Annotated in this window: 22 protein-coding genes and 2 pseudogenes; 14 read left to right on the plus strand and 10 right to left on the minus strand. The window is 70.0% G+C overall.

The features are described 5' to 3' along the window. Nucleotides 1-156: 156 nt before the first annotated feature. The 3 genes and pseudogenes from ACIQZN_RS32330 to ACIQZN_RS32340 form a co-directional block, all read left to right on the plus strand. Nucleotides 157-1,329: a DnaB-like helicase N-terminal domain-containing protein gene (locus ACIQZN_RS32330; RefSeq protein WP_404001651.1), complete on the plus strand. Its 1,173-nt coding sequence runs from the start codon at nucleotides 157-159 to the stop codon at nucleotides 1,327-1,329. 152 nt (nucleotides 1,330-1,481) lie between these two features. Beyond that, nucleotides 1,482-1,583 (plus strand): annotated as a pseudogene (locus tag ACIQZN_RS32335) (DNA methyltransferase); the annotation flags it as partial. 121 nt (nucleotides 1,584-1,704) lie between these two features. Then, a pseudogene (locus ACIQZN_RS32340) lies at nucleotides 1,705-1,917 on the plus strand (C-5 cytosine-specific DNA methylase); the annotation flags it as partial. Between the two features lie 135 nt (nucleotides 1,918-2,052). Here the strand turns inward: ACIQZN_RS32340 and ACIQZN_RS32345 are convergent. The 3 genes from ACIQZN_RS32345 to ACIQZN_RS32355 form a co-directional block, all read right to left on the minus strand. Beyond that, entirely contained in the window at nucleotides 2,053-2,673 is a 621-nt protein-coding gene (locus ACIQZN_RS32345) for a DUF6000 family protein (protein WP_404001654.1), read from the minus strand. A gap of 57 nt (nucleotides 2,674-2,730) precedes the next feature. Continuing rightward, on the minus strand, nucleotides 2,731-4,707 hold the full coding sequence (locus ACIQZN_RS32350) for a tyrosine-type recombinase/integrase (RefSeq protein ID WP_404001657.1): 1,977 nt from the start codon (nucleotides 4,705-4,707) through the stop codon (nucleotides 2,731-2,733). 107 nt (nucleotides 4,708-4,814) lie between these two features. Beyond that, entirely contained in the window at nucleotides 4,815-6,275 is a 1,461-nt protein-coding gene (locus tag ACIQZN_RS32355; protein ID WP_404001660.1) for a tyrosine-type recombinase/integrase, read from the minus strand. 477 nt (nucleotides 6,276-6,752) lie between these two features. On the opposite strand from ACIQZN_RS32355, the gene ACIQZN_RS32360 reads away from it, so the two are divergent. The 10 genes from ACIQZN_RS32360 (at nucleotide 6,753) to ACIQZN_RS32405 (ending at nucleotide 14,088) form a co-directional block, all read left to right on the plus strand. Then, nucleotides 6,753-7,352, plus strand: a complete 600-nt coding sequence (locus tag ACIQZN_RS32360) for a DUF4913 domain-containing protein (protein ID WP_404001663.1) — start codon at nucleotides 6,753-6,755, stop codon at nucleotides 7,350-7,352. Beyond that, a complete protein-coding gene (locus tag ACIQZN_RS32365; protein ID WP_404001666.1) occupies nucleotides 7,349-8,128 on the plus strand; it encodes a glycosyl hydrolase in 780 nt (259 codons plus the stop codon). The genes ACIQZN_RS32360 and ACIQZN_RS32365 overlap by 4 nt, the downstream gene beginning before the upstream one ends. Next, a complete protein-coding gene (locus ACIQZN_RS32370; protein WP_404001669.1) occupies nucleotides 8,125-8,601 on the plus strand; it encodes a hypothetical protein in 477 nt (158 codons plus the stop codon). Before ACIQZN_RS32365 ends, ACIQZN_RS32370 begins: the two co-directional genes overlap by 4 nt. Then, complete coding sequence (locus tag ACIQZN_RS32375; protein ID WP_404001672.1) at nucleotides 8,598-9,263, plus strand: hypothetical protein; 666 nt, start codon at nucleotides 8,598-8,600, stop codon at nucleotides 9,261-9,263. The genes ACIQZN_RS32370 and ACIQZN_RS32375 overlap by 4 nt, the downstream gene beginning before the upstream one ends. Beyond that, complete coding sequence (locus ACIQZN_RS32380) at nucleotides 9,260-10,087, plus strand: large ATP-binding protein (RefSeq protein ID WP_404001675.1); 828 nt, start codon at nucleotides 9,260-9,262, stop codon at nucleotides 10,085-10,087. The genes ACIQZN_RS32375 and ACIQZN_RS32380 overlap by 4 nt, the downstream gene beginning before the upstream one ends. Nucleotides 10,088-10,244: 157 nt before the next feature. Further along, nucleotides 10,245-10,949, plus strand: a complete 705-nt coding sequence (locus ACIQZN_RS32385) for a winged helix-turn-helix transcriptional regulator (protein WP_404001678.1) — start codon at nucleotides 10,245-10,247, stop codon at nucleotides 10,947-10,949. A gap of 114 nt (nucleotides 10,950-11,063) precedes the next feature. Then, the gene (locus ACIQZN_RS32390; RefSeq protein WP_404001681.1) at nucleotides 11,064-12,014 is read left to right on the plus strand and encodes a DUF317 domain-containing protein; all 951 of its coding nucleotides are present in this window, start codon (nucleotides 11,064-11,066) and stop codon (nucleotides 12,012-12,014) included. 1,009 nt (nucleotides 12,015-13,023) lie between these two features. Then, nucleotides 13,024-13,371, plus strand: coding sequence for a DUF317 domain-containing protein (locus ACIQZN_RS32395; protein ID WP_404001684.1), 348 nt, complete (start codon nucleotides 13,024-13,026; stop codon nucleotides 13,369-13,371). Nucleotides 13,372-13,471: 100 nt separating this feature from the next. Next, a complete protein-coding gene (locus tag ACIQZN_RS32400) occupies nucleotides 13,472-13,684 on the plus strand; it encodes a hypothetical protein (protein WP_088575444.1) in 213 nt (70 codons plus the stop codon). A 74-nt stretch (nucleotides 13,685-13,758) separates the two neighbouring features. After that, entirely contained in the window at nucleotides 13,759-14,088 is a 330-nt protein-coding gene (locus ACIQZN_RS32405) for an esterase (RefSeq protein WP_404001687.1), read from the plus strand. A gap of 296 nt (nucleotides 14,089-14,384) precedes the next feature. On the opposite strand, the gene ACIQZN_RS32410 is transcribed toward ACIQZN_RS32405, so the two are convergent. Next, nucleotides 14,385-15,215 carry a hypothetical protein gene (locus ACIQZN_RS32410; protein WP_404001690.1) on the minus strand — a complete coding sequence of 277 codons (831 nt, stop codon included), beginning with the start codon at nucleotides 15,213-15,215 and terminating at the stop codon, nucleotides 14,385-14,387. A 397-nt stretch (nucleotides 15,216-15,612) separates the two neighbouring features. On the opposite strand from ACIQZN_RS32410, the gene ACIQZN_RS32415 reads away from it, so the two are divergent. Continuing rightward, a complete protein-coding gene (locus tag ACIQZN_RS32415; RefSeq protein ID WP_404001693.1) occupies nucleotides 15,613-17,367 on the plus strand; it encodes a hypothetical protein in 1,755 nt (584 codons plus the stop codon). A 154-nt stretch (nucleotides 17,368-17,521) separates the two neighbouring features. Here the strand turns inward: ACIQZN_RS32415 and ACIQZN_RS32420 are convergent, their stop codons facing one another. The 6 genes from ACIQZN_RS32420 to ACIQZN_RS32445 form a co-directional block, all read right to left on the minus strand. After that, complete coding sequence (locus ACIQZN_RS32420; protein ID WP_404001696.1) at nucleotides 17,522-17,926, minus strand: hypothetical protein; 405 nt, start codon at nucleotides 17,924-17,926, stop codon at nucleotides 17,522-17,524. Nucleotides 17,927-18,032: 106 nt separating this feature from the next. Further along, on the minus strand, nucleotides 18,033-19,793 hold the full coding sequence (locus ACIQZN_RS32425) for a relaxase/mobilization nuclease domain-containing protein (RefSeq protein WP_404001849.1): 1,761 nt from the start codon (nucleotides 19,791-19,793) through the stop codon (nucleotides 18,033-18,035). Next, entirely contained in the window at nucleotides 19,793-20,458 is a 666-nt protein-coding gene (locus ACIQZN_RS32430) for a plasmid mobilization protein (protein WP_404001699.1), read from the minus strand. Before ACIQZN_RS32430 ends, ACIQZN_RS32425 begins: the two co-directional genes overlap by 1 nt. Then, nucleotides 20,455-20,679, minus strand: coding sequence for a hypothetical protein (locus ACIQZN_RS32435; protein ID WP_404001701.1), 225 nt, complete (start codon nucleotides 20,677-20,679; stop codon nucleotides 20,455-20,457). Before ACIQZN_RS32435 ends, ACIQZN_RS32430 begins: the two co-directional genes overlap by 4 nt. A 102-nt stretch (nucleotides 20,680-20,781) precedes the next feature. After that, on the minus strand, nucleotides 20,782-21,849 hold the full coding sequence (locus tag ACIQZN_RS32440) for a DUF2637 domain-containing protein (protein WP_404001704.1): 1,068 nt from the start codon (nucleotides 21,847-21,849) through the stop codon (nucleotides 20,782-20,784). Beyond that, nucleotides 21,846-22,412 carry a WhiB family transcriptional regulator gene (locus ACIQZN_RS32445; protein WP_404001707.1) on the minus strand — a complete coding sequence of 189 codons (567 nt, stop codon included), beginning with the start codon at nucleotides 22,410-22,412 and terminating at the stop codon, nucleotides 21,846-21,848. Before ACIQZN_RS32445 ends, ACIQZN_RS32440 begins: the two co-directional genes overlap by 4 nt. Between the last annotated feature and the right edge of the window lie 94 nt (nucleotides 22,413-22,506).

Below are 22,506 nucleotides of genomic sequence, written 5' to 3' on the forward strand. Positions count from 1 at the left end.
GCTTGACGGCGGGGCAGGCTCGGTTCCCGCCTCCGATCCCGCCTTCACCACTGTCCTAGACAACTTCGCGCTGTCGATGGCCGCTGCCGACCAGGCAGTCGCCGACCTCCTCATCCGGCAGGACGAGGCGTCCTGCGTTGATCCCGGAGGCCGGTGGTGAACCCGCTGATGAGTGCAGAGCAGGCGGTCCTCGGTGCCGCACTCCTCGACCCCGAGCAGCTCACGCACCTGGAGTGGCTCGCTGCGGACCACTTCTATCGGCCCTTCCACCAGGCGCTGTTCGCCGCCCTCCGCAAGCTGCGCAACGACGGGCATCCCGCGCTCTCGGTCGATGGTCCGTTGCCGCTGTCGTGGGTGACCGACGCGGTCGAGGAGGCCGGACAGCACGTGCGCGGGCTGACCGCGGTGTACGCCCACACCCTGATCCAGGCGTGTCCCCGAACCGAGCACGCCCCGGTGTACGGCCGCATGGTGCTGGAGGGGGCGATTCACCGCACCGTCGCCCAGCACGCGATCCGTCTCCACCAGGCGGCTCGGGCCGACGCCGTTCAGGGCGAGGTCGAGGGAGCGTTGCGCACGGCGGACGTCTTGACCGGCGTACTCACCGATCTTGCGCGTCGCTGGGGAGCCGACCCTCGACCGGTCCCACCCACCGCTGGGCCCTCCGCCGCCACCAACACCCTGCCTCCCGCACAGAGCGGCCAGGTCGCCGAAGACGAGCGGTTCCTTCTCGCCGTACTCGCCGAACAGCCGGGGGCCATGGGCGAGGTGGTGGCCTGGCTGCGGCCGGGAGACTTTGCCGACCCGACCCACGGGCAGCTCTACCGGTGCCTGGGCGCGCTGCACCACCGGGGCGAACCCATCGACCGGATCACCCTGCTCTGGGAGGCCCAGCGACGCGGTCTGCTGGCCGACGGCACTGTGTCGAGCGAGCAGCTGACCGCCGTCTGCGAAGGCACGGTCCCCGGAAGCGCTGACTGGTTCGGACAGCGGGTGATGCGCTCCTCCGTCACCCGCACCGCCGCCGCCTCCGCGCGATCCATCCGGACCCTGGCCCAGGACGAGGTTCTGGGGCCCGGCCGGCTGATCAACCACGCCCTGCACGAACTCGGTCCGCTCGACGAAGTACGTGCCCGCTGGGCCACCGCGAACAGCAGTCCGGCTCCGAAGGCCACGGCATCCGCTCCGTCGGCGGCCGAGCCGCCGTCCGACCGAATTAAGGCCGCCCGCGCCCGCAGCACACCACGCCCAGGCGCGTCACCCCCAGCCCCGGCCAGCCGTCTCCCCACGCTGTCGACGGCCCGACCACCCTCGCGCGGCCACCCGTGAGGCCCCCTCCCCACCAGCCTCTTCTGCCTCTGGAACTCGTCTTGATCTACCCCATCTCCGCGCCCGCGCTGGACCTGCGCGCCTCGGCCCCGAGCCTCGCGGCCCCGTTGATCGGGTCTCTCTGCTCGGGGTACGGCGGCCTCGACCTGGGTGTGCAGTCCGCGCTCGGCGGCACGCTCGCCTGGCATGCCGAGGTCGACCCGAACGCCTCACGCATCCTGGCCCGCCACTGGCCCGGCGTCCCGAACCTGGGCGATATCACCGCCGTCGACTGGTCCACCGTCCCCCGGGTGTGCGTCCTGACGGCCGGCTTCCCCTGTCAAAGACGTCTCGGTCGCCGGCCGCCGGGCCGGACTCAACGCCCAGACCCGCTCCGGGCTCTGGCTGCACGTCGCCCGTGCGGTCGCAGCCCTCCGACCCTGCCTGGTTGTGATCGAGAATGTGCGCGGCCTCCTCACCTCCCCCGCCGGTTCCCCTGGCGACGTGGAACCCTGCCCGTGGTGTCTGGGAGACACCGCAGGTCAGCCTGCTCTGCGGGCACTCGGTGCCGTACTCGGATCCCTGGCCGACCTCGGGTACGACGCGAAGTGGCTCGTGCTTCGCGCCTCCGACGTCGGGGCCCCGCACCGCCGCGAGCGGACCTTCCTCGCTTATCTGGACAGTTTGGGGTTCTGTGGCGGTGGCTTCCTTCGATCGGGTGTCACCCTGCCGAGTGGGGGGTCGTCATCTCCTTGCCGTGCAGTGTCTGGCGCTCTCATCAGCGACAACACAGAGCTGGCCGATGAACTCGCGGTAGCTGTCGGGGGCGTCGCGGTCCTTGCTGGGCGGTCCATCGATCCACTGCTGCCAGAGTCCGTCCGGGGTGAGGAACCGGGCCGCCTGGCCGGCACCGGGCCGGGTGTCAAGCAACAGGAGCGCGCCGAGGGCGGCTGTCTGGTCGTAGTAGAGGTCGGGGCGGCGCAGGTAGCGGTCGAGGTAAGCGACCAAGAGGTCGGCGTCGGCAGGGGTGCCGAAGGTGGCGAGGGCGACGCAGTAGGCCTGCCCCGCGTAGGGTCCTTCGCTGGCGAGCAGGAGTTCGCCGAGGCGTTCGCGGAACTCGGTCCTGCCGGAAACGGCGATGAGCCAGACTGCCGTCTTGCGCTCGCGCCATCCTCCGTCGAGCAGGACGTCCAGTTCGCGGGGGCTGATCTCACTGGCGGCCTTACCCAGCTTCCGCGTGAATTTGGCGCGTTCGCGCCCGCTCATGCCGAGAAGGCTGCCACCGAGTTTGAGGTACCGCCGGTCGGGTGTGACGTAGCGGCGGATCAGCTTGAGCAGCTCGGATTCTTCGTCAGCATGGTGCATGGCGGCATCCTGTCGCGGACGAGGCTGTTCGACCAGCGATCTGGCTGGGTTGCCGACTCAGCCGGTCGGCTCGTCGTGGGATTCGCCGAGGTCGTCGAGGAGGCTCGTGATGCGGTCGGCGACCCGCTGGTGGCGTTCGATCTCGCGATCCCAGCCTCGGTCCTGGGCATCGGCGATCAGTTGCCGTTCGACGCAGAGGCGTTCGCGCAGCCGGGGTGCGTACTGAGGTGTGGTGACGAACTTCGCGCAGCTCAGGTAGAGGTCGCACTCGCAGGGACCTTCCTGGGGCAGACGCAGGCAGCGGCCGAGTTCGAGCTCGGTCTTGTAGAAGTTGGTCTTGAGCCAGTCCAGCGCGTCCTGGTCCAGCTGCCCGGAGCGCAGAGTGTCGGCGAGCGGCCCGGCGATAACCGCGCCGGGCTTGAGCACCGCCTGGTAGTCGGCCAGGACCGTGGGGTCGGAGATGTGCGTGTAGGTCATCGACATGCCAGGGCTCTTGTGGCCAAGGACCTTCATGATGGTCTGCATCCGGGCACCCTTCTCCGCGAGTTGGGTGCCCAGGGTGTGCCGGAAACGGTGCGGATGGATCGCTGGTTTGCCGACGCCGTTGAGGATGCCGAGCTCCTGGCAGATGGAGCGGAGCGGGTTGGCGAAGAGGTAGTCGGGACCCGCGAGGCGGCCGTTGCGAAGGAACAGGTAGCGCACCGGGCGTCCGAGATCGGGGTCGTGGATGCCGCGGTCGTGCTGGGTCTGCCGCAGTGCGACCAGCGCGCGGATGGCATCGGCTGCTTCCTCGTGGAGCGGAACGGTGCGTTCCTTGAGGGCCTTGCCGGCCGCGAGCCGCAGCCGTGGGGTGCCGTCCGGGTAGGCGTCGAGGCAGTCGAGGTGGAGTTTGCGGATCTCGGTGCGGCGTGCGCCGCTCCACCGGGCGACCAGCAGCGCGCACCGCTGCAACAGACAGTCCAGTTGCCGGACGCGGTCCATGACCGGCGCGAGCTGGTCTTCGGGGATGAATCGGGGGACGCGCTCGACGACGCGGGGCATGTCGGCGTGCGTGATCAGAGGGCGGGCCGGGACGTCGTCCCATTCTGCGACGGCGGCATGGCGGAAGAACACGGCGACAGTCGAGATGATGCCGGCCCGGTAGGCCCGGCTGAGCGGCTCGTCGGGATGCTTGATCTTGCGCAGCCGGTGGACCGACTCCATGAACGCGACCAGGTCGGCGCGGCCCAGCTGGTCGAGGCTGTCGATGTGCGGGCGCTCGGTGTCCAGCCACAGGCCAAAGCGGCGCAGCCCGCCCCGGGTGCTGGACATGCTCTCCGGCCGCAGCACCAAAGCACGTTCGACGAGGAAGCGTTCGAAGACGGCGTCGATCCGCGGTTTGGAGCACAGCCGCGGCGGCGGAATCGTCTCCTCCCGCAGGGGCGGCCGGTCCGTGATGCCGGTGTGGAACAGCGCAAGGCCGGTGCGGAAGGCGTTGGTCGCCCAGGCCAGCTTGAGGGTGGGGCAGTGGTCTGCGCCGACGACCTGGAGCAGGCCGGGGATGCGTTCGCAGTGGCGGATGGCGTGCCGCATCTCCTCGACGTCGTCACCGGTGAGCGTGTTCAGGTCGGCATCGCCGCGGTGCAGGGCCAGCCGGATCAGGCCCCAGGGAACCCGGAATCCCTCATCGTCGCGGACGTGGCCGAGCGCCAGCAGGCTCCCGCGCAGCCGCTCGCTGTGTTCGCGCAGCGGCAGCCCGAGTTGATCGGCGACGTGGAACGGCTTGAGCACGCCGATGCCCAGCAGCCAGCCCCAGTCCATGCGCAGTCGGCTGGTGAGAGCGAGGTAGGTCAGGTAGTGGCGGGCGTTGAAGTTGATCCATCCCGCAGTCGCGTCGAAGCCGGGCTCAGGGGCCAGGCGCCGGTTCTGGCCCTCGCCGTTGCGCCAGCCCAGCCGGACCCGCAGCGGCTGCGTGAACCAGGTTTGCAGGTCCGGGTAGGTCTGGCGGAAGCGCAGGTGGAACTGGGCGTGCTTGCGCCGCCACTGGTCGCTCATCGGCAACGAGGCAACGAAGGCCGCGTACTCAGCCTCCGGGCAGTGCCGGGGAGCCCAGCGTGCGGGGGTGTCCGGTGATGATGCCGCCCGCAGAGGTGCGTTCGCGTTCACGTGTCCCGTTCTCCGATCGCCCGGCGGTAGTCCTTGACGACCTCGGGATCGCTTACCCGGGTATAGACCTTCATCGAGTCGGGCGTCGCGTGGCCGAGCCGGGTCATCAGCGTCAGCTCCCGCATACCGCCCTCGAACATCCTGGTGGCGTGGGTGTGCCGAAGGCTGTGCGGGGTCAGCCACGCGTCCCGCACCCCGGCCCGCTGGGCGGCCCGGGCGAACATCCGCACCAGCGCGTCGTAGCCCAGCGGCTCGCCCCGACGCGTACCTCGGCCTCCGACCAGGAACACCCACGGTGTGTCCACGTCGGACGGACGCTCGCGCATCACGTAGGCGTTCAGCGCCGCCAGCGCCCGCCCCTCCCACAGATCGACCACACGGTCGCGGCGCGACTTCTGCCGCACTCCGCGCGGATGATCGTCCCGCTTGCGGACCGTCACCCGGCGCTGGCCGTAGGAGATGTCCTCCAGTTGCAGTCCGAGCACTTCCCCTGGGCGCAGCCCGCCCTCCCACATAACCTCCAGCAGCGCCAGGTCGCGGCGGGTACGCAGCTCATCGAGCAGGGCCCGGTAGACGTCGTTGGGCATCGGCCGCGGCACCGGCTCCACTGTCTTAACCCGCAACACCCGGCGCACCGGCTGCTGCCGGCGAGCGTTCATGAGCGGTGGCCGGTAGCGGTCCGGCACTCGCGCCGCGGCCTGGTCGACGTTCTTGACGATCGGGTTATCCCGGCCGGCGTACTGCTCGCTGACGATGAGGAACTCGTAGAACGACGACACCGCGGCGAGCACCCGATTGCACGTCTTCGGCGACAGCAACCGCCCCTCGCCGGTCACGACACCGAGTTCCAGGCGCTGCGTGCGCCGCGACGACGACACCAGCCGCAGCCACTCCAGGAACTCCACCGCCCGCGCCGGTGTGAACTCGCCAGCTGCGATCCCGTGTTCCTCGCAGAACAGGTACAGCTTCAACAAATCGTACGCGTACGCACGGACCGTGTTCGTCGAGTACGCACGCACCGTCAACAACTGCAAGAACTCGCCGACTTCAGCCACCGGCTCACCAGCCGCGTCCACCAGCCGCACCTGCGGCTGACCGGCCACGGCATCGGGCACCTTCACCACTCGCACGGCCGGAACCCTACGCACACCGCACAGCGTGCACAGTCGCTGAATCAGGCGAATCGTCCAGATAACTTCGTCGCATGGTCCGCCGGGCACCCTGCTGAAGACGCCGACCAGCAACATCGGGAAGAACGGCGGCAGCCAGCATCCATCGAAGCGGAAGAGCGGGGGGCACGGCCCGAACCTGGCCGACGAGGTCGAGTGGCTGCTACTGCCGACCCCGAAGGCGTCGGACGGAATCAAGGGCTCGCCGAACCAGCGGCACGGCAATGGCGACATGACCCTGCCCAGTGCCGCTGCGTCTCTGTTGCCGACCCCGAGGGCCAGCGACACGGGCACCCCGGGCCGCCGCCCCGGGCAGGGATGGCGGCCTCCCTTGTCGGCGGTGGTCCTGCCCCTCTGGGCGGAGGAGACGCCGGAGGCGGGGGCGCGGACCGGCGATGGGGAGCGTACGGATCCGCCATCACCCGATGGGAGAGCCTCACCCGCCCAGCCCCGGCCCCCACGGACGCGGCCGGTCGGCTCCGCGCGGACTTCGTGGAGTGGATGCAGGGCCTCGACGCCGGCTGGGTCACCGCGACTCCGGGGCTCGGCCGTCCAGCGCAACTCACCGCGCTCGGCAACGGCGTTGTCCCACAACAGGCTGCGCGTGCCTTGCAGTTGCTGGCACCCCCCTTTCCCCGCTGTCCCCGCTGTCCCCGCTGCGCCGACCGATAGCGCTCCACTACCGCGTTCTTCCGGCCGGACCAAACCGCTGATTCTCCGGATCCTCTCGGGCATGTCGCCGTCTCACAGATGGAGCACACCCCCATGGCCGACACCAGCCCGACCTCCCCCGGCCCCGAGCCGTACCGCGTCCCCGACGCAGACCTCGACGACCTCGCCAGCACCCTCGCCAAGACCATGGCCGAGGTCAGGCAGCACGGCGTCATCCTCGACCGCCTCGGCTCCGAGCCCGAATCCGGCGCCATCCAGACGCCGGACGGCGCTCCGGAAGCCGAGGCAGCTGACGGCAAGAAGCCCGACGGCCCCGCCTCGGTGTTCATCCTCGCCCTGGGCGGCGAGGCCTACGCCGTCGAACTCGCTGCCCTCAGCGACTGGGTGAACTGCCTCTTCCTGCCGGTGTACGGCCGAGAGGTCAGCACGAGCCGTCCCTGGTGCGCGCACTGGCACGAACACCCCGAGGCCGTCGCCCGGCTCCACGCACTCTGGCTCGCCTGGCAGCAGTTCACCGACACGGAGGCCGGCCTGTCCGGCCCGTCGACCTGGCACCGCGACCACCTGGACCAAACCCTGGCGCACTTGCGTGCACCCGACGGACCCTTCGCGGCCTGCACGACCAGCGCAACTCGCCCCAATCACCGGGTGCTAGCCACCCCGGCGCCCGAGCAGGCGGGGGTGGCGGCGTGAACGGCATCCTCGACTTCGACCTCGACGATCTCTCGCCGGTCGACGACGACTCCGAGGAAGCGATGGAGGCTCTCTGGGCTGGCGACTTGACGGTGCTGTCCCAACACCACACCACGCCCAACAGTTCGCACAGCTTCGTCCTCGCCCACGACCGTTCGGTCACCTGGGGGGTACCCGGCGAGCCACAGCTCGTTGCGATCGCGGTCGTAAGGGATCTGCGGCAGTCCGCGTTCACGTTCGAGACGAGTCACCACGCCACGGCGTCCTTCGCGCAGAACTGGCTGGCAGAACGCGGCTGCCCGCTCGAACGGATCGCACTGCGCGGTGGCGACTACGTCGAGCCCGCCGACGACCTCACCGTCCAGGTGGAACAGCAGATCCAGAAGTCGGGCACCCGCTACGAGGTCCTCGACACCTATACCTCTGACGACAATCCCAGCGAAGCGTGGACACTCGTCAACGACTCCCAGGCCACCCAGGCACCGGTTCGCCTCTTCTACGAGGAGTGGAACCACGATGCCGGCACGTACACGATGCGCGAGGGCGCCTTCCCCGACGTCGGCGTCGCCCAGACCTGGCTGGACGAGCGCAGCGAACCGCTGCCCGAGCCTCCGGAATACAGCGACCACAACGGTGCTGTCGTCCGGGCCCACATCGCCCGCATCGCTCTCTCTCGGTCCGCCGGTACCTCTCCGACACCGCAGACCGGGCTCGGCGCGCCCCGAGCGACAGCGGCGGTACCGGTTCAGCGCGCGGCCCAGGGGAGGCTGCTGTGAGCCGCGCCCGCTTCGCCTTCGCCGCGCACCCTGACGCCATCGCCGACCTGCGGGTACTCCCTGCTGTAATACGCGATTTGGCTTTGCTGGAGCTGCAGAACCTGGTCCACGGAAGCGACGACTGCTTGCCGTTGAAGGGCCGTCTCGCTGGCTTCCACAAGGTGTACGTCGACCCGGAGGTCTCTTACCGGCTGGTCATCCAGTTCCGCCAGGCCCCACCGACCTCGACCCACAAGCGCGAGATCTACCTCGTGGCGGCTGGCAGCCGGAAGGACTACGCGGTCTACCGCGCGGCCCACCTGCGGACCGGCCCCCAGCAAGGGGTCGGCCCGGACTCCGCCACGGAGGCCCGCGTGCAGGCCGCCCGGTCTCGCTCGACGCTCACCGCCGAACGGCCGACCACGGGCCGCGCGACTGCCCCGCCAACAGCGCCGCCCTCGGCCACTGCTTCCCGAAAGGCCGCCCAGCGATGATCAACGACCGTACTGCGCTGACCCGTTCAGAGCTGGCGGATCTCCTCACCGAGGCCGCTCAGAACGTCGCCGCCATCCCTGCCGCCGAGTACCCGACGGCTGCCGCCCGCTCCTACCTGCACCCCGTCTTGGGTCCTCTGGCCGCTGGGCCCCGTGTGATCACCGGGCTGAACGACCGGTTCGAGGGCTTCATGGCCGCCGAGCCACGCCCCGCTGGTTCGGCGGGCCTGTTCGCTCTGGCCTCATACGCCTCCGCGCTGGGGTGGCTCACCGAGTCGTTCGCCGAGCTGACCTCCTCGGTCGACGAGATCTGTACCCGCGTGGGCATCCCTACGGAGCCTTGCGCCCCGATCATCGCCGCATCCGGCGGGACCGAGCGGGACGACGAGTTCGACTTCGCTTTCAGCGTCCTTGAGTTGGAGGCGGTCCGCAACGCAGCCGACGCCGCCGGCCTCGCGCCGGACGACTACGTCGAGGTTCTCTCCCAGTCGCTGCTCGCCGCCGCCCGGATCACCGACGCCTGCATGGAGATCTCCAGCGGTCTGCTCGATGACGCCGATCTCCTTCGCGAAGCGAGCGACCGCCCTCGGCTCGGCGACGACCCCGGGAGCCTGCCCGCTCTGGTCCGCTCCTTGCTCGCCCGAATGGAGGCGACGGAGTGAACCCGTACGACGCAGACACACACCCTGGGCCTTATCTCGTCGTCGAAGTGCTCGGTGTCGGGGATGTCAGCGTGCCCGCCCTCGCGCCCGGTCCGGGGGAGCCGCTGCACCAGGCCGCTACGCGCGTCATCGAAGCCGCGGCGGCGTTGGACGAGCGACACGAGAGCGTGCTCGCCGCGGTCCGGCGGTCGCAGCGGCTGCTCGGAGGTGCTGGTCGCGGTGAAGTCGGCCGCGCCCAGGTGTCGTACGCGCTGCTGCGGACCGCACTCCCCGAACTCGGAGACATTCTGGCGCAGCAAGACCGGGCGTACAGCCAGCTCGTCGAGTCCCTGTCCGCCTACCGCCGGCTTCCTTCCTCGCCCGAGCCTGCACAACGCGCGACCAACAAGAGCCATGGGCAGGGCCAGAAGACGAGGCCCGACCGGGACGACGACTGGGCCGTCGCCGGGGAGCGCGGGTTGGTAGCCCTCGAAGCCGTTACGGCCGGAGGCGTTCGCTTTCGTCGCAACGCGATCGGCGAGGACCCGTACACCTCGCGGGAGAAGGCCCAGCGGCAGGACCCGGCGGTCTTCCCGCAGACCGTGCAGCGGCTGGTCGCCGACGGGCTACTGCATCAGGACATCACCGAGAACGTGTACCGGCCCGGCCAGCTTCTCTCGCTCACTTCGCAGGGGGAAGCCGCCCTGCGTGATGGTCGCGCGACGACCTCACGGGTGTCCGCCGCCCTCGGCCGCACCACCACGCAGACCACGTCAGGCGCGCTCGCCGACTCGGCCGCCGCGCCCGTCGCCAGGACCTCCCTCGCGACCCCACGCTCACGCTGACCTCATCCCGGTAAGGACCCACCATGCCTACCCCCGGCCTGCCTCCCACCTTCTCCATCGCTTCCATCGACGCCCAGCGCGTCGAGGAGGCTCTCGCCCGGATCGGGCCCAAGTGGACATCCTGGACCGCGATGACCCTGGCCCAGGTGAACGACCCGTGCGCGTCCGCGACGTTGCTGCGCAGCTCCCCTTCTTCAGTGAGCAGTTCGTCGGCAAACGGCTGGCCACGATGCACGCTGACGGACTGGTGATCCGCGATGACGACCGGCGGGGCGCGCCGTACCGACTCAGCGCGCTCGGCACGTCTCTGGCCCCCGTCCTCCGCACGGTGTCGGACTGGTCCCGCACCCACCTGACACAGGAACCGATGGCCGAAGCCGAACGTGTCGAGGACGCGCTGCGCCGCTTGCATCTTCGGCATTCGACTGCCGTGATTCAGGCCCTCGACTCGGCTGACGGCCAGATGCGGTTCGTTCACATCGCCGAGGCGGCCGGTCTGGACAACGGCCTCGCACGGCAGCGACTTGTCCGGCTTCAGACCGATGGCCTGGTCACGCGGACGGGCTCCCGGCACGGAGACCCGTACGTGCTCACCGATGCCGGCCAGGCGTTGGGGGCCGTCTACGCGAGTATCGAGCACTGGAGCCAGCCCTTCGCCCTGCGAAGTGGAACAGCGCCAGTGGCAGCAACGCGCTCCCACGTCGGTATTCCGCTGGGGGCGGGGGCCGACAGCGCCCGGACCGCGGCGGCCCTACGGCGGAGCGCCGCCGCGTCGAACGTCATGTTCAGCCACGCGCCTCAGCCGGAACCGCGGGTGCCGGCGGCCGTGACCGCTCAGTCGGCACCGGGCCGGGGCCGGTGACGGGGGTGAGAACTAAGGCCACTCGCCGCCGCTACGGCATCCGCGTGCGCTCCGGCGGCTCCCGCCGCTGCACACGCGGATCCGTTCTCCTCCTTCGCTTCCGGAGACTCGACCATGTACGCCCCTGATGACCCGACCCGGTACCAAGAGGTATTGGTCAGCCCCATGTATCTGGCTGGTTCCAACGGGACCGGCGAGTCTGGCTTCGCGCCCGTCGCCCACTGGCCTCATCAGTACCTCGATGAGGGCCCCTGCCAGCTCCTCGTGACCTCTCCCGACCAACGGATTCGGATCGGCTGGTTCGGCGACGACTTCGAACTGTGGAAGATCAGCGCAGCCGAGGACGCCTTCTCGGCGCCTCGCTGGACGGCGACGTTCAACCACGTCACCCCGGCCGAGATGGTCGCCGGTCTCACCGCCGCACTGGTCCAGGACTACGACGAAGCCCTCGCCTCCGACACCCCCGGCCGCTTCTTGACAGGGCCAACCGTCCCCTGGAGGGACACCGTCCGGCCGCTGACCGATGCCGGCTGGAACGTTGACGGAGCTGCTGAACTCGGCACCGTCGAGATCATCGCTCCTGACGACCAAGCGGGCATCCTGATCGATCGGCGCGGCTACGGCTCCGACCGCACGACCGTCGAGCTGTGGGCTGGCCCGCCGGGCTGGAGCACTCGTGCCGAAGCGACGTTCACGGCCCGCACCCCGTCCCACTTGATCGCCGCAACCGCCGCTGTGATGGCGAAGTCGACCCCGGTGGTCCGCGAGCGCCACCAAGTCGACAGGCGGATGCAGCACTTGGTCACCATGACCCCTGTCGCTTCGGCCACGCCGATCGCCGAGGCTCAGGTCCCGCGCGCTCCGACTCCGCTGGACGTACGCCGCACCGCGGTCACCCAGGCCGTACACCGTGCCGCGCGGGCACCACGCACAGCAGCCGACCTCCGGGTGATGGCCGCGCAGAGCCGCTCCACGGGGGCGGCGCAGAAACGGACGGGACACCCCGCGCCCGCTACCTCTGCCCAGCTGCCGGCCAGCTCGCCGACGCCCCGGCGCGGACGCTGACTCCCACCCCAGGCCGCACTCCACTCGCGACCGTCCCCGCGCAACAGGAGTTCCACCATGCTCGACCAGGCCACGGCCATGATCGAGAACGCCTGGGGCCAGCCCATCGAAGCTCTTGAGGTCCTAGGGGCCCGCCGCCCCAGCAGAGGATCCGCTCCTGCGCTGCGCCATGCACACCCGCGCGGCCCTGGCTATCACGGACAGCGCGGTAACCGTTCACCAGGACCGTCTTCACGCCCTGTCCCGGCATGGGTACGTGCCTGACTTCTACGAACTCGACCGGATCACCGAAACGGCGGTCAAGTCCGCGTCGCCCCTGCGGAGAGCCGTGCGTACCTCCAGGCGATCCGGCGCGTGGTGGAGGCTCGGGAGGCCGCCGCACCCGAGGTTGAGGCACCGGCGGTTCGGCTGGCTCAGGCCGCTATCGCCCGCTCCGGGCAGACGCGGCACGCCCCGGGGGCCGTGCCCGAACCGTCCTCTCCGGCGGCGGTCGTAGGGCCGTCAGTGCCCACCACGGGGCCCCGACGTTGAACGCTTAGCTCTGATTCCCGTCGCGGTGGCCCTCTTCGGCCCGGGGGCCCACCGCGCGGGCCAGCTCCTCCACTGTCAGCTCCACGCGCCGGCCTTCGGCGACCCGGCGCTCCACCGTCTCCTCGTCCGGCCTCTGGTCGGGCTGTGCGCCGACTCCCCACTGGCAGTCAGCGACCTTCGCGATGTCGCCTACGGTCCACGGCCGCGCGGATCTTGCGCTCCAACCCGGCGTCGTCCCAGTGTCTGCTCGTCTCGGCCATCGCTGTCCCCACTTCTCTCGCCTGCGGCCCGTCACCGCAACCCATGTAGGACAACTGCGGTGACCTGTCCATTCCCCGGTCTCCCGTCACCTGCCGACGACCCCGAGTTCGCCCACGGCAGACGTCACTCCCGGGGAAACGACTACGCACTTCGGCATGACGCATGCCAACGTACGGATGTCGGGAAAACCGCAGGTCAACGAAGGGATCGCCCAACCGTGAGCACCTCTGCCGCCCTCCTGCCCGCCGTAGTCCGCCCCGAGGCGAACACCCCTCACTGGCTTTCCTCCGATCACTGCGCGGGTCCGGTGCTAGACCTCCTGGGCGATCTCGGGTGGGCGGTCGTCGACACCCCGGAGGCCAACGTCCACGCCATCAGCCCCGACGGCCGCGACTACGTCGGCTGGCTCCCCGAAGACCCGGCCGCCTGGAAGCGCGACATCGTCTGGCACGTCCGGGTACGGCCCGCCGACGGCGACGCCTGGGTCCAGGAGTTCGGTCTCTACACCCCCTCCGAGGCCGTCGCCGGGTTCCTCGCCGCCCTGGTAACCCACCACTCGTGCTGACCTTCGATCAGGCCCTCCCCCTTCTCATCGGCTGGCCTGACGGCTCTCGTGCCGTCGGGCCGACCGGCCCCGCCCGTACCCGCCGTTTCCGGAGACTCCCTTGCCCCAATACCTGACCGTCGGCCACCTACTCCGCCAGCTCCAGGACCTCGACCCCAACCTGCCGGTGCGCTTGGCCGTCAACCCCGACTTCCCCTTCACCCACTACGTGGGGACCGAGGTCGTCGTCCAGGACGGCAGGGCGTTCATCCCCGACGACGGCCAAGAGGACTACCTCCCCACGTCGGCACGCAACGCCCTCAACTGGTCCTGACCCCTTCCCCATACACTCCGGAGGCTCCCATCTCGTCGTACGTACTCCCGCTGCACGGTCTCGCCGTACGTCCCATGCCGGACGGCGTGCGTGGCGCGCTGGTCCAGCGCGTCTCCGCAGCACCCGACGGGCCCCTCGACGTCACCTGGCGCACCACCGGAGCCCCGAGACTCCTCTTCGGCCGCATCCTCCTCCGCTGGGAGCCCGCCTCCCCAACGTTCTGGGACGTCACAGCCCACCTGGGCCTGGCCACCACCGAGGTACACCTCGCCTCTTGGCCCTCCGCCCCGGACGGCTGGCCAAGTCTGATTCGCCCGACCCTCCACGAGGTGACCGGCCTCTGCGCCGCTCTCGCGTTCGCGACCGACGCCCTCAACCTCTCGCCCCGTCTCGCCGAGGTCTGACTGAGAACCGCAGCAGGCCGCCCCTCGCCAACAGGGGCGGCCTCGCTCTGCGTCCAGCCGCGTGCCACGTACGCACGTCCCGGACGAATGTGCACTCCTGCTCAACAGGCGCAGTCGTCGTAGTCTTGATATTGACAGCCTTCGCACGGGACACCGATGCGCAGGGGGAACGACATTCTCGCGCGGCCAGCAGTTGCACTCGCCCATCTTCCCCCAGAGACGAAAACGACTCTCGAGCTCGTCAAGCGGCGCGGTGCCCGCTCCACGCGCGGCGACGCTCGGGGCCTGCTCCTCGGTCACCCGCTCCGCTCGACTTTGTCCTTGGCCCACCACAGGAACGCGGCCGAGTGCTGCTGGTTGGCGAAGCCGTCTCCGACGAGGGTGCGCAGGAGGTCGTTGCTCCAGAGAATGAGGCGACCGCGGGTCCAGCTCACCGATTCGGGTGCCGGAAGCTCCAGGCCGTAGACCAGCCGCGCGATCTCGCGCTTGCCGCCCGCATCCGTCATGTACTTGAGGATCGTGAGGAACCGTTCGGGACGCATCACGCACAGGACCTTCGTGAGGAGGGCTTCCTTGAAGCCTGTCATGGCGAACCGCTTCGTGCCCTCCAGCAATTGCTGGAGCCGTTCCTCCAGCGGCACCTCGTCAGGTCCGTGCAGAAGGTACTCGATCGTCGAGCGGGTCGACTCGGCCGCCGCGGCATCGCCCATGTCGTTCCAGGCGGAATTGAACGTGGCCTGGTTCCCGGGTCGCGCGCCGATCTCGGAGTTGGCGAAGTCCTTGAGTATCTGCGGGTTACATGCCCGCAGCCCTTCAGGCGTGAAAACCCCTTGGTACTTCGACCAGTAAGCAGCCACGCGCGAGTCGAAGTCCGGCTTGACGGCGAGATAGCGCGCCTTGAGCCGGGCCACGCGCTCCAACCGCTCGGGATCGACGTCCTCGGGCTTCGGGAAGCTCGCCCTGAGAGCCTCGAAAGAGCGGGCCACTTGCCGCTGCGCTGAGGCGGGCTCGCCGTGCTCCCACTCGAAGCCGCATCGATGTCTGAGCACCCGGCGTCCGCCGTCGAGCGTCGCGCGCACCTCGATGTCCTCGTCGTCACTGCACAGTGGACACATGGCCAAGGACATGGCTACCCCCTGTTCTCATCGCGCCGCCGCCCACCCCTGAGCCAGCCGACTTCAGTCGGTTCGAAGAATGTGGCAACACGGCCACACCGATGGGAAGCGTATCCATCGCAGCCGACATTGGTGGCGCTCCGCCCTCTCTACCCGCAGAACGGCGGTAACTGACAGCGGTGTTCCGGTTGTCGGCAGCCGCGCCGAGAAGTGCCAGCAAACTTCCCTGGGAGCCACTCCATGCCGCCGGATGTACCCGTGCCGGTCCTGGCCGATCCGGGATCGGCTCGGTGCATTCCGGCTGAACCGCAGGGCGTCGAGACGTACACTGCGGCGGTGAGCGCCGACGTCGGCCTTCCGTCGCGCGCCCCTTCGAGGAGGAGATCGCATGCAAGACCCTTCGGACTCGATGGAAACCGTCGAGCCTGAGGAGGGCGACCGGAGCGGTACCGGCGGCTCGCTCACCGCGGGCGATCCGGCACCCTGCCCGGAGCCCGACCCGTCGGCGGCGTCGACCGCCCTTGTGGAGGTCCTTCCGGGGGTTGCCGTCCTCTTCGGCGAGGTCCCCGCGGAACTCGGGCCCGATCTCATCGACTTCGGAATCGTACCGGCCACTGACCGCCTGCAGATCTCTACCGTCCTCGCCTCGATCGGGAACGCGTCGACCGCCGTCGGCGGCCTCGCAAACGCGTTCGCCAGCGCACAAGGGCTCTACCGGCTCAGCAGCGCGACGCAGTCCCTGCTGAAGACCGGCGCAACCCTCGCCGTCAAGGACGGCGCGAACCTCGGAACAGTGATGGTCCCAGGCCGCTTCATCGCCCAGGCCCGCTTCATCCCCGTGACCACGGTCAGCGCGGCGCAGACCGCCGCCGCGCTCGGGCCGGCGCTGGCCATGGTCGCTCTCCAGATGCAGCTGAGCGAGATCACCGGCCTCGTCAGGACCAACATCGAATTGACGAGGCAGGTGCTCGCCACCGTCCGCAAGGAGCAGCGGTCTGAACTGGCGGGGCTCGTCGAGACCATCACCCGCGCGGTCGAGCAGGCACGAGAGCTCGAATCGGTCCCCGTCACCCTGTGGGAGAACGTCGCGGGCAGCGAGGCGGCTCTGCGTAAGCAGCTTGAGCTGTACCGCGGGAACGTCGCCGGCCACATCGAGCAGATCGACCGGTCCGATCCCCGTCGCCGCCGCGAGTACCTCCAGACGAACGCCGAGGCCATCGCCTTTGACGCCTTCGCTCTCCTGGACTGTCTCAAGGCATGGGTCGGATACAAGGCGCTCCAGGCCGGGAGGGCGAGAGACGTCGGCCGCGATGATGCCGCCGAGGCCCGGCTCGTCGACGTCATCATGCGCAACACCCGCGAGGAGTTCGACTCCGTTCTCGCCGGAACGACGAGCCTCGTCGGCTCACTGGCGCAAGAGCTGCGATTCGCCGCCCTGCTCCCCGGGCGCGAGCCCCTGTCGCAGTCGCTGCCGGGGAAGCGGAAGGACGCGAAGGCGGCCCGCGAGATATCCGCCCGTCTCCTGGAGGCGATCGAACCCCTCGCCGACGCCCTCCGTCCGCCGGCCCCTCCACTCGATGCCCCGGACGTCGTCTGCGCACCCGAGTCGCTGGCCCTCGATCCGTACCTCCGCATCCTGCGATGGCTCTTCGACGACGACGAGACCCTGCGCGCCCTCGGCTTCCCCGATCAACTCGACTCCCTCGGCCCGGTCTCCGCGATCTTCGGCGGGGCAAAGGACAAGCTTTCAGCGGCGCGGGACAAGACGCCGGCGAGGACGCTGGTCGCCGTTACGGACTGCCGCATCATCACCGCCAAGACAAACGCATTTCTCGAACAGGGTGAGATTCGCCAGGACATCCCGATCAATCAGGTGCGGTACGTCCGGGCAGCGGCCGCACCGGACAAGAGCGCGCGTTCGGCGATCGACCTCATCACGCGCGACGAGAACATCCGTTGGCTCTTCCACGCAGGCGTCGAAAAAGTCCAGGTGGAGGCGCTCGCCGCCGTGCTCGCCGAGTCGATGACGATCCCGGACGTTGAACGCGACGCGCTTCAACGCGGGCGCCACATCCCCATCGAGGGAGGGGAAAGCGGCGATAGCAGCGGTATGAGGTCCACAGGGCCGACTGGATCCGGGGCCAAGACGCGCGATGTCGGGTAGTCGATCAGGGTCGCGGCCCTACAGCCGAACGGGCTGGGAACACCCATCCCAGCGCAATGCAGCGACCGCGGAGCGCACTCTGGGTGGGTGAGGATGCGTCTGTCGACGTCCGCGGTACCTGTCTCGTGTTCGCCGTAATTCGCCCTGGCAAGTCCTACTCCAGGTAGGTGCCGGCGAAAACACCGTCGAATCCGAGTGCGGCCAAGCCCGCCTCGACACTCGGGTAGGTCGTCCCGTGAGGGCCGCCGACCAGGGCGTCGAAGTCGGCGCGGCTGATCTCGGGCTCGAGCCACTGGTTGCCACACCGGCAGCGGACCCAGACGTTGCGCCCGTGGTTGATGAGCAGCCAGTCGCGTCGGGCACGGCAGGCGGAGCACATCACGGGGATGCCCCCGAGAGCGAGTTCGCGCGAGTGGCCGACGCAGCGAATCGCCCCGGGGCCGTCGGCCGGCCGCGTCTCGGCCTGGAGCTGCAGCAGAGGGTCGGTACCAGTGGGGAGGACGGGCAGCGCGAGTGCTGGATCCGTGGTGCGGGTGGTGCTTCTGAGCACGAGCGTCATCTCCCGGTTGTCGGTCCTGTCTTCATCCGTAACAGCCGGTGGAACCAGCTGTCCATTCATTTCGCAGCGTCCGCTCGGTCGGTGGTCGACTCCCGGTTCGACCTGGTCAGCGACGTGACGAGCGGCGGTTTGGGTCTTGAACAGTCCCGAGCGATGCGGCTGCCGTTGTGTTTCGTTCACTGGTGCGGTTGCTCGGCGTGGTGGCCTGGCGGGTGGCGGCCTGCGGACGATGGGCAACGTCACCCGGGTGTGCCGGGAGCTGGGCGATGCGCCGCAGGCGCCAGACCAGGACGTCGCTCACGTCATCGGCGCTTTCGAGTTCGCGCATGTCGATGGCCTGGCACAGGAGGGCTTCGGAGTCGTGGCCCGCCTGCTCGGCCTGGGCGAGGGTGGCGACCAAGGCGTCGGTCCTCGCTTCCATGCCCCCTGCCCGTACGACCTTCTCCGGCAGGACGGCGCGAAGGGTGGCTTCGTGCGCGCGGCGCTGGGCTTCTGGAAGGGCGCGGCCTTGGTCGTGCAGCATGCGCATCGGGGTGGCGGCGGCCTGCCGGTAGGCGGTGCGTAGGTGCGCGGCGGCTTGTCGGGAGGCGTGGGCCTGCTGGGCGTGTCCGCGGGCGGAGTGCCAGCGGGCGGCGGCGAGGGTGACCAGGACGAGGGTGGAGACGAGCATGGCGGTGGTGCCGCCGTCCTCGCCTCGGCCGAGCGCCCCGCCGGCCTGGACGATGCCCCGGGCGGCCGAGCGCAGGGCGCGGGTGTCGGCGCGTTCGGCGCGGACGTGGCTGCGAGTTGCCCGCTCGAAGGCGCGAGCTGCGGCGGCCAGCTCGGCGCGGGTGGTGGTTGGTGAGGTTTGGGCCACCGCGTCGAGGAGTTCTCCGACGCCGACGAGCTGGGCGGCGGCTTGGCCGTCCTCGTCGTGTTCCAGGAGCGTGGCCGAGCGCTCGGCGATGACGGTGGCGTTGCGTCGTTCGCGGGCGGGCGGTGACCAGTTCGTCCGGTCAGCGGCGACGGAGGGTGCGCTCGGCTCGGCGACCCCGTCGGTGAGGCGTAGGCGGATCTTTGGCAGAGAGAGGTCGGGGGCCAGTTTGGAGCCGGGGTACCAGACCGGGTCTCCGTCGCGGTTGCGGTCGCCGGGCAGGGCCACGTTGTAGCCGAGCGCGTCACCGGACGGTGCGTGCCGCAGCTTCACCCGTACCCCCGCTTCTCGGAGCCGCGTGAAGAACTCCTCTTCCGAATCCGCTCCCGCCACGGCTCGACGAACGGCCTCGCGGAGCGTCTCGCGCGAGGTCTCCGGGCGGCCAGTGCGCTCGGCCTTGAACTTCTCGGCGCTGCTGGGATTCTTCGCTGCGGTTCCGTCGCCCGCGTTCAGGCGCCGCAGGCCCATCTCCTTCTCGATGCGGCGGCATTCGGCCTGGGCCTTGTTGAAGTCGTAGTTCAGGCGCGGGTTGCGCAGGTCGCCGCGTACGAGGGTGGCAACGATGTGGATGTGGTCCTCCGCGTGGCGGACGGCGATCCACCGGCAGCCGTCGGGGTCTCCGGCCGGGGCGATGCCGGTGGCGTGAACGATGCGCTGGGCGACGGCGTTCCACTCCTCGTCGTCCAGGCGCCGGTCCTCGGGGGCGGTGCGGACCGAGCAGTGCCAGACGTGCTTGGCGGGTGCGCGGTCGTCGGCCTGCTTGACCCGCAGGTCCAAGGCGGCGGTGAGCCGGGCGAGGGTGACCTTCGGGTCGGGGTCGAGGCCGGGGTCGGGGGCGAAGCCGTCCCAGGAGCCGACGAGGTGTGCGTCGGTGTGCTCCTCGCGCCGTCCGGGGCCGTACAGGTAGACGAGGAGGCCGTGGGTGCGGGAGCCGCGTCCGATGTCGGGAACCATCACAGCCGCCGGGTCACCAGGTCGTTCGCCGCGTCATCGACGCGGGCGAGAAGTCCGGTCAGCGTGCCCAGCGCGTGTTCGAGTTCACCGGCGCGCGGCTGGCCACCGCTGTTGAGGACGAAGGCGATCTGGTTGATGTTGTTGCCGATGCGGGCCAGCGCGGTGCGCAGAGCGGCGAGTTCGTCGATGGCGGTGTCGAGCTGGTCGTTGCTGTGCACGGCGGCGCATCCGCGGGCGGCGCTCAGGCCGGAGACGGCGAGGAAGCGGGCGACGGTGACGCCGCGCTTGGTGGCGGCCTCGGCGATCTCGGTCTTCTCGGTGTCGGAGAGGCGGGTGGTCGTCTTGCGGGTGCGCTCGCTGGGGTTGCGGGTGCGGCGGCGCGGTTTGCGGTCGGGGTAGGCGGGCGTGCTCGGGCGCGGCTGCTCGCGGTGGTCGTCGCGGTCGGCTTCTCCTCCGGTGACCGGCGCCCCCTGGTGCCGGTTGCCCGGCTGGTCCCCGTGCGCCCTCGCTCGGGGACCAGCCGGGCTTCCCCCGCCCTCCTGGGCGGGGGCAAGTGCGTACGTCGGGCCGTAGGACCGTCGTACGCGATAGCTTGCTCCGCCAGGAGCCGTGGTGGGGTCACGCTGCTGTCCAGCGGCGGTGGCCACCGGGTCGTTGGTGTTCACCGGCTCGTCTCCGGGTCCTGCTGCTGGATTTCGCGGACGAGTTCCTCGATCCAGTCCATGGCCAGGACGGGGTGGTGCAGGGTCCAGGGCCGGTCGTGCTGCTCGCGTTGCACGATCCAGGTGGAGTCGGGGCCGGACTGGGCGCGGTGGAGGTGTCCGTGCTGGTGCAGGACGGTCAGCCAGGAGTCGACTTCGGCGGGCGTGGCCGGGTAAGTGCGCATCGGGTGCTCTCCACTTCTGCTGTGGCGGGGTGTGTCGGTGACATGCGGAGTGGGTGACCGGCCGGGGTGACCGGTTCGGTCACCCCCTCCGTGGAGGTTCGGTCAGGGACGGGAGGAAGTGACCGGCTGGCGGTGCTGCTCGCGCAGCTGAGCCATCAGCGCGGTGAGGGTGTCGCTGGAGAGCGGGATCTGCTGACCTCGGATCGCCTGGGCGACCACCTTGCGGGTCAGTTTGTCCTCGGCCCTGACCGCCGACCGGGCGATCGCCAGCAGCTCCTCGGTGTCCGGGTCAGGACGCCGGTCACCAGTCGGCCGAGCGACCCGGTCAGTGACCGGCGGCGAGGTGACTGGCGGGGCGCTGACCGCCGCCGGGCTGTCTTGGTCATCACCGACCGGGGCCGCACTGCTGGGGCGGTCAGTGACCGTCCGGCCCTTGTCCGCCTGTCCCGGCAGGTCAGGAGCACCGTGGCTGCGGTTGTGGTGGTCGGTGACCGACTGGCCGCTGGTCGCCGGGGCCGAGTCTCCGGTCACTGACCGGGCGGCGGTGTCCTCGTCGGTCGGGGACAGCGGCAGCCGGTCGGTCAGAGCGGTGACCGACTGACCGGACTCGACCTGACCGGCCGCTGACCGCTGCTGACCGGCTCGGTCGGTCCGGGTGACCTCGGTGGCGTCGCTCCGGTCGGTCTCACCGAGGTGACCGGGCTGACCGAGGTTCTGCCGGCCAGAGTCCTCGACCGGGCCCCGGGCAATGAGGATGTAGAGGTGGACCGCTCCGGCCAGTGCGAGCGGGGCGATGGTGGAGAGCACCGCGACCACCGCGTCACCGAGTTGGAGGCCGGTGCCGGCGACCGTGTCCTGGTTGATGCGCACCGCGTGGAGTGCGTTGGCCCAGATGCTGGCGGCGGTGGCCGTGCCGAAGAGCGTCCAGACGTAGAGCCGGGCGCGCAGTGGTGCGTTGCGCAGGACCAGGAGGGCTCGGATGCCGTAGGCGATGAACCCGTCGATCACCAGGGGGAACAGGTAGGTAAGGAAGCCTCGGATGTGGATGGCCACGGCCATCTGCTGCAGGGCGTCGTACGACAGCGCGCACCCCGCGCCCCCGAGCGCCACGACAGCCGCGCGGTCCCACCCGGATATGTGCGCCGTCTTCGACGCGCTTGCGATGTTCATGCCGCCGTCCCGAAGTCGTCGCGGATCAGGCGCTCGCCGCTGGTCTCGCGGGGTCGGGTGTTCGTGGTGAGCTGGTTCAGGGTTCGGTTGCGCTCGGCCCGGCGGATCTCGCGGTACCGCTTCTTGGCGTGCTCCTCGGTGACCTTCAGAAGCCAGGCCAGGCGCTGCTCGCTCACCCCGTGGCGGTAGGCCGCGTACTCGACCGCGCGGCGCTCCGCATGGGTGAGGTGCACGTCGCGCCCGGCGATGGTGGCATTGACGCGGCTGTAGTCGAGGCGGCTGGCAAGCTTGTCGTGCAGCGGCCCACGCTCCTCTTCCGTCAGGCCGCCACGGATCCCGTCGGTGTCACCCCCTTCCAGAGCGGCGTCCAGGCAGGTGCGCCGGACCGGGCACTGGCCGCACAGGGCCTTGGCCGTTGCGATCTTGGCGGTCTCGTCGGGTTCGGGGAAGAAGACTTCGGGGTCCACCGGGTTGTACTCGGTGCTCTGGCAGACAGCGTCGGCCTGCCAGGTCTGGTCGCCCAGCTGACGGTGCTGGGCGGGGCGGTTCATCGTGCTGGTCATGCGGGGTGCTCCGATCGCTCTCCGCGCGCAGGGGCGTCGGCGGAGAGGTGCGCTGGCGGTAGGTGCCCGGGGGGACGGCGGTACGAGGGCGCGG

This window comes from Streptomyces sp. NPDC097595, from assembly GCF_044761525.1.
GTDB classification, from domain to species: Bacteria; Actinomycetota; Actinomycetes; order Streptomycetales; family Streptomycetaceae; genus Streptomyces; species Streptomyces drozdowiczii_A.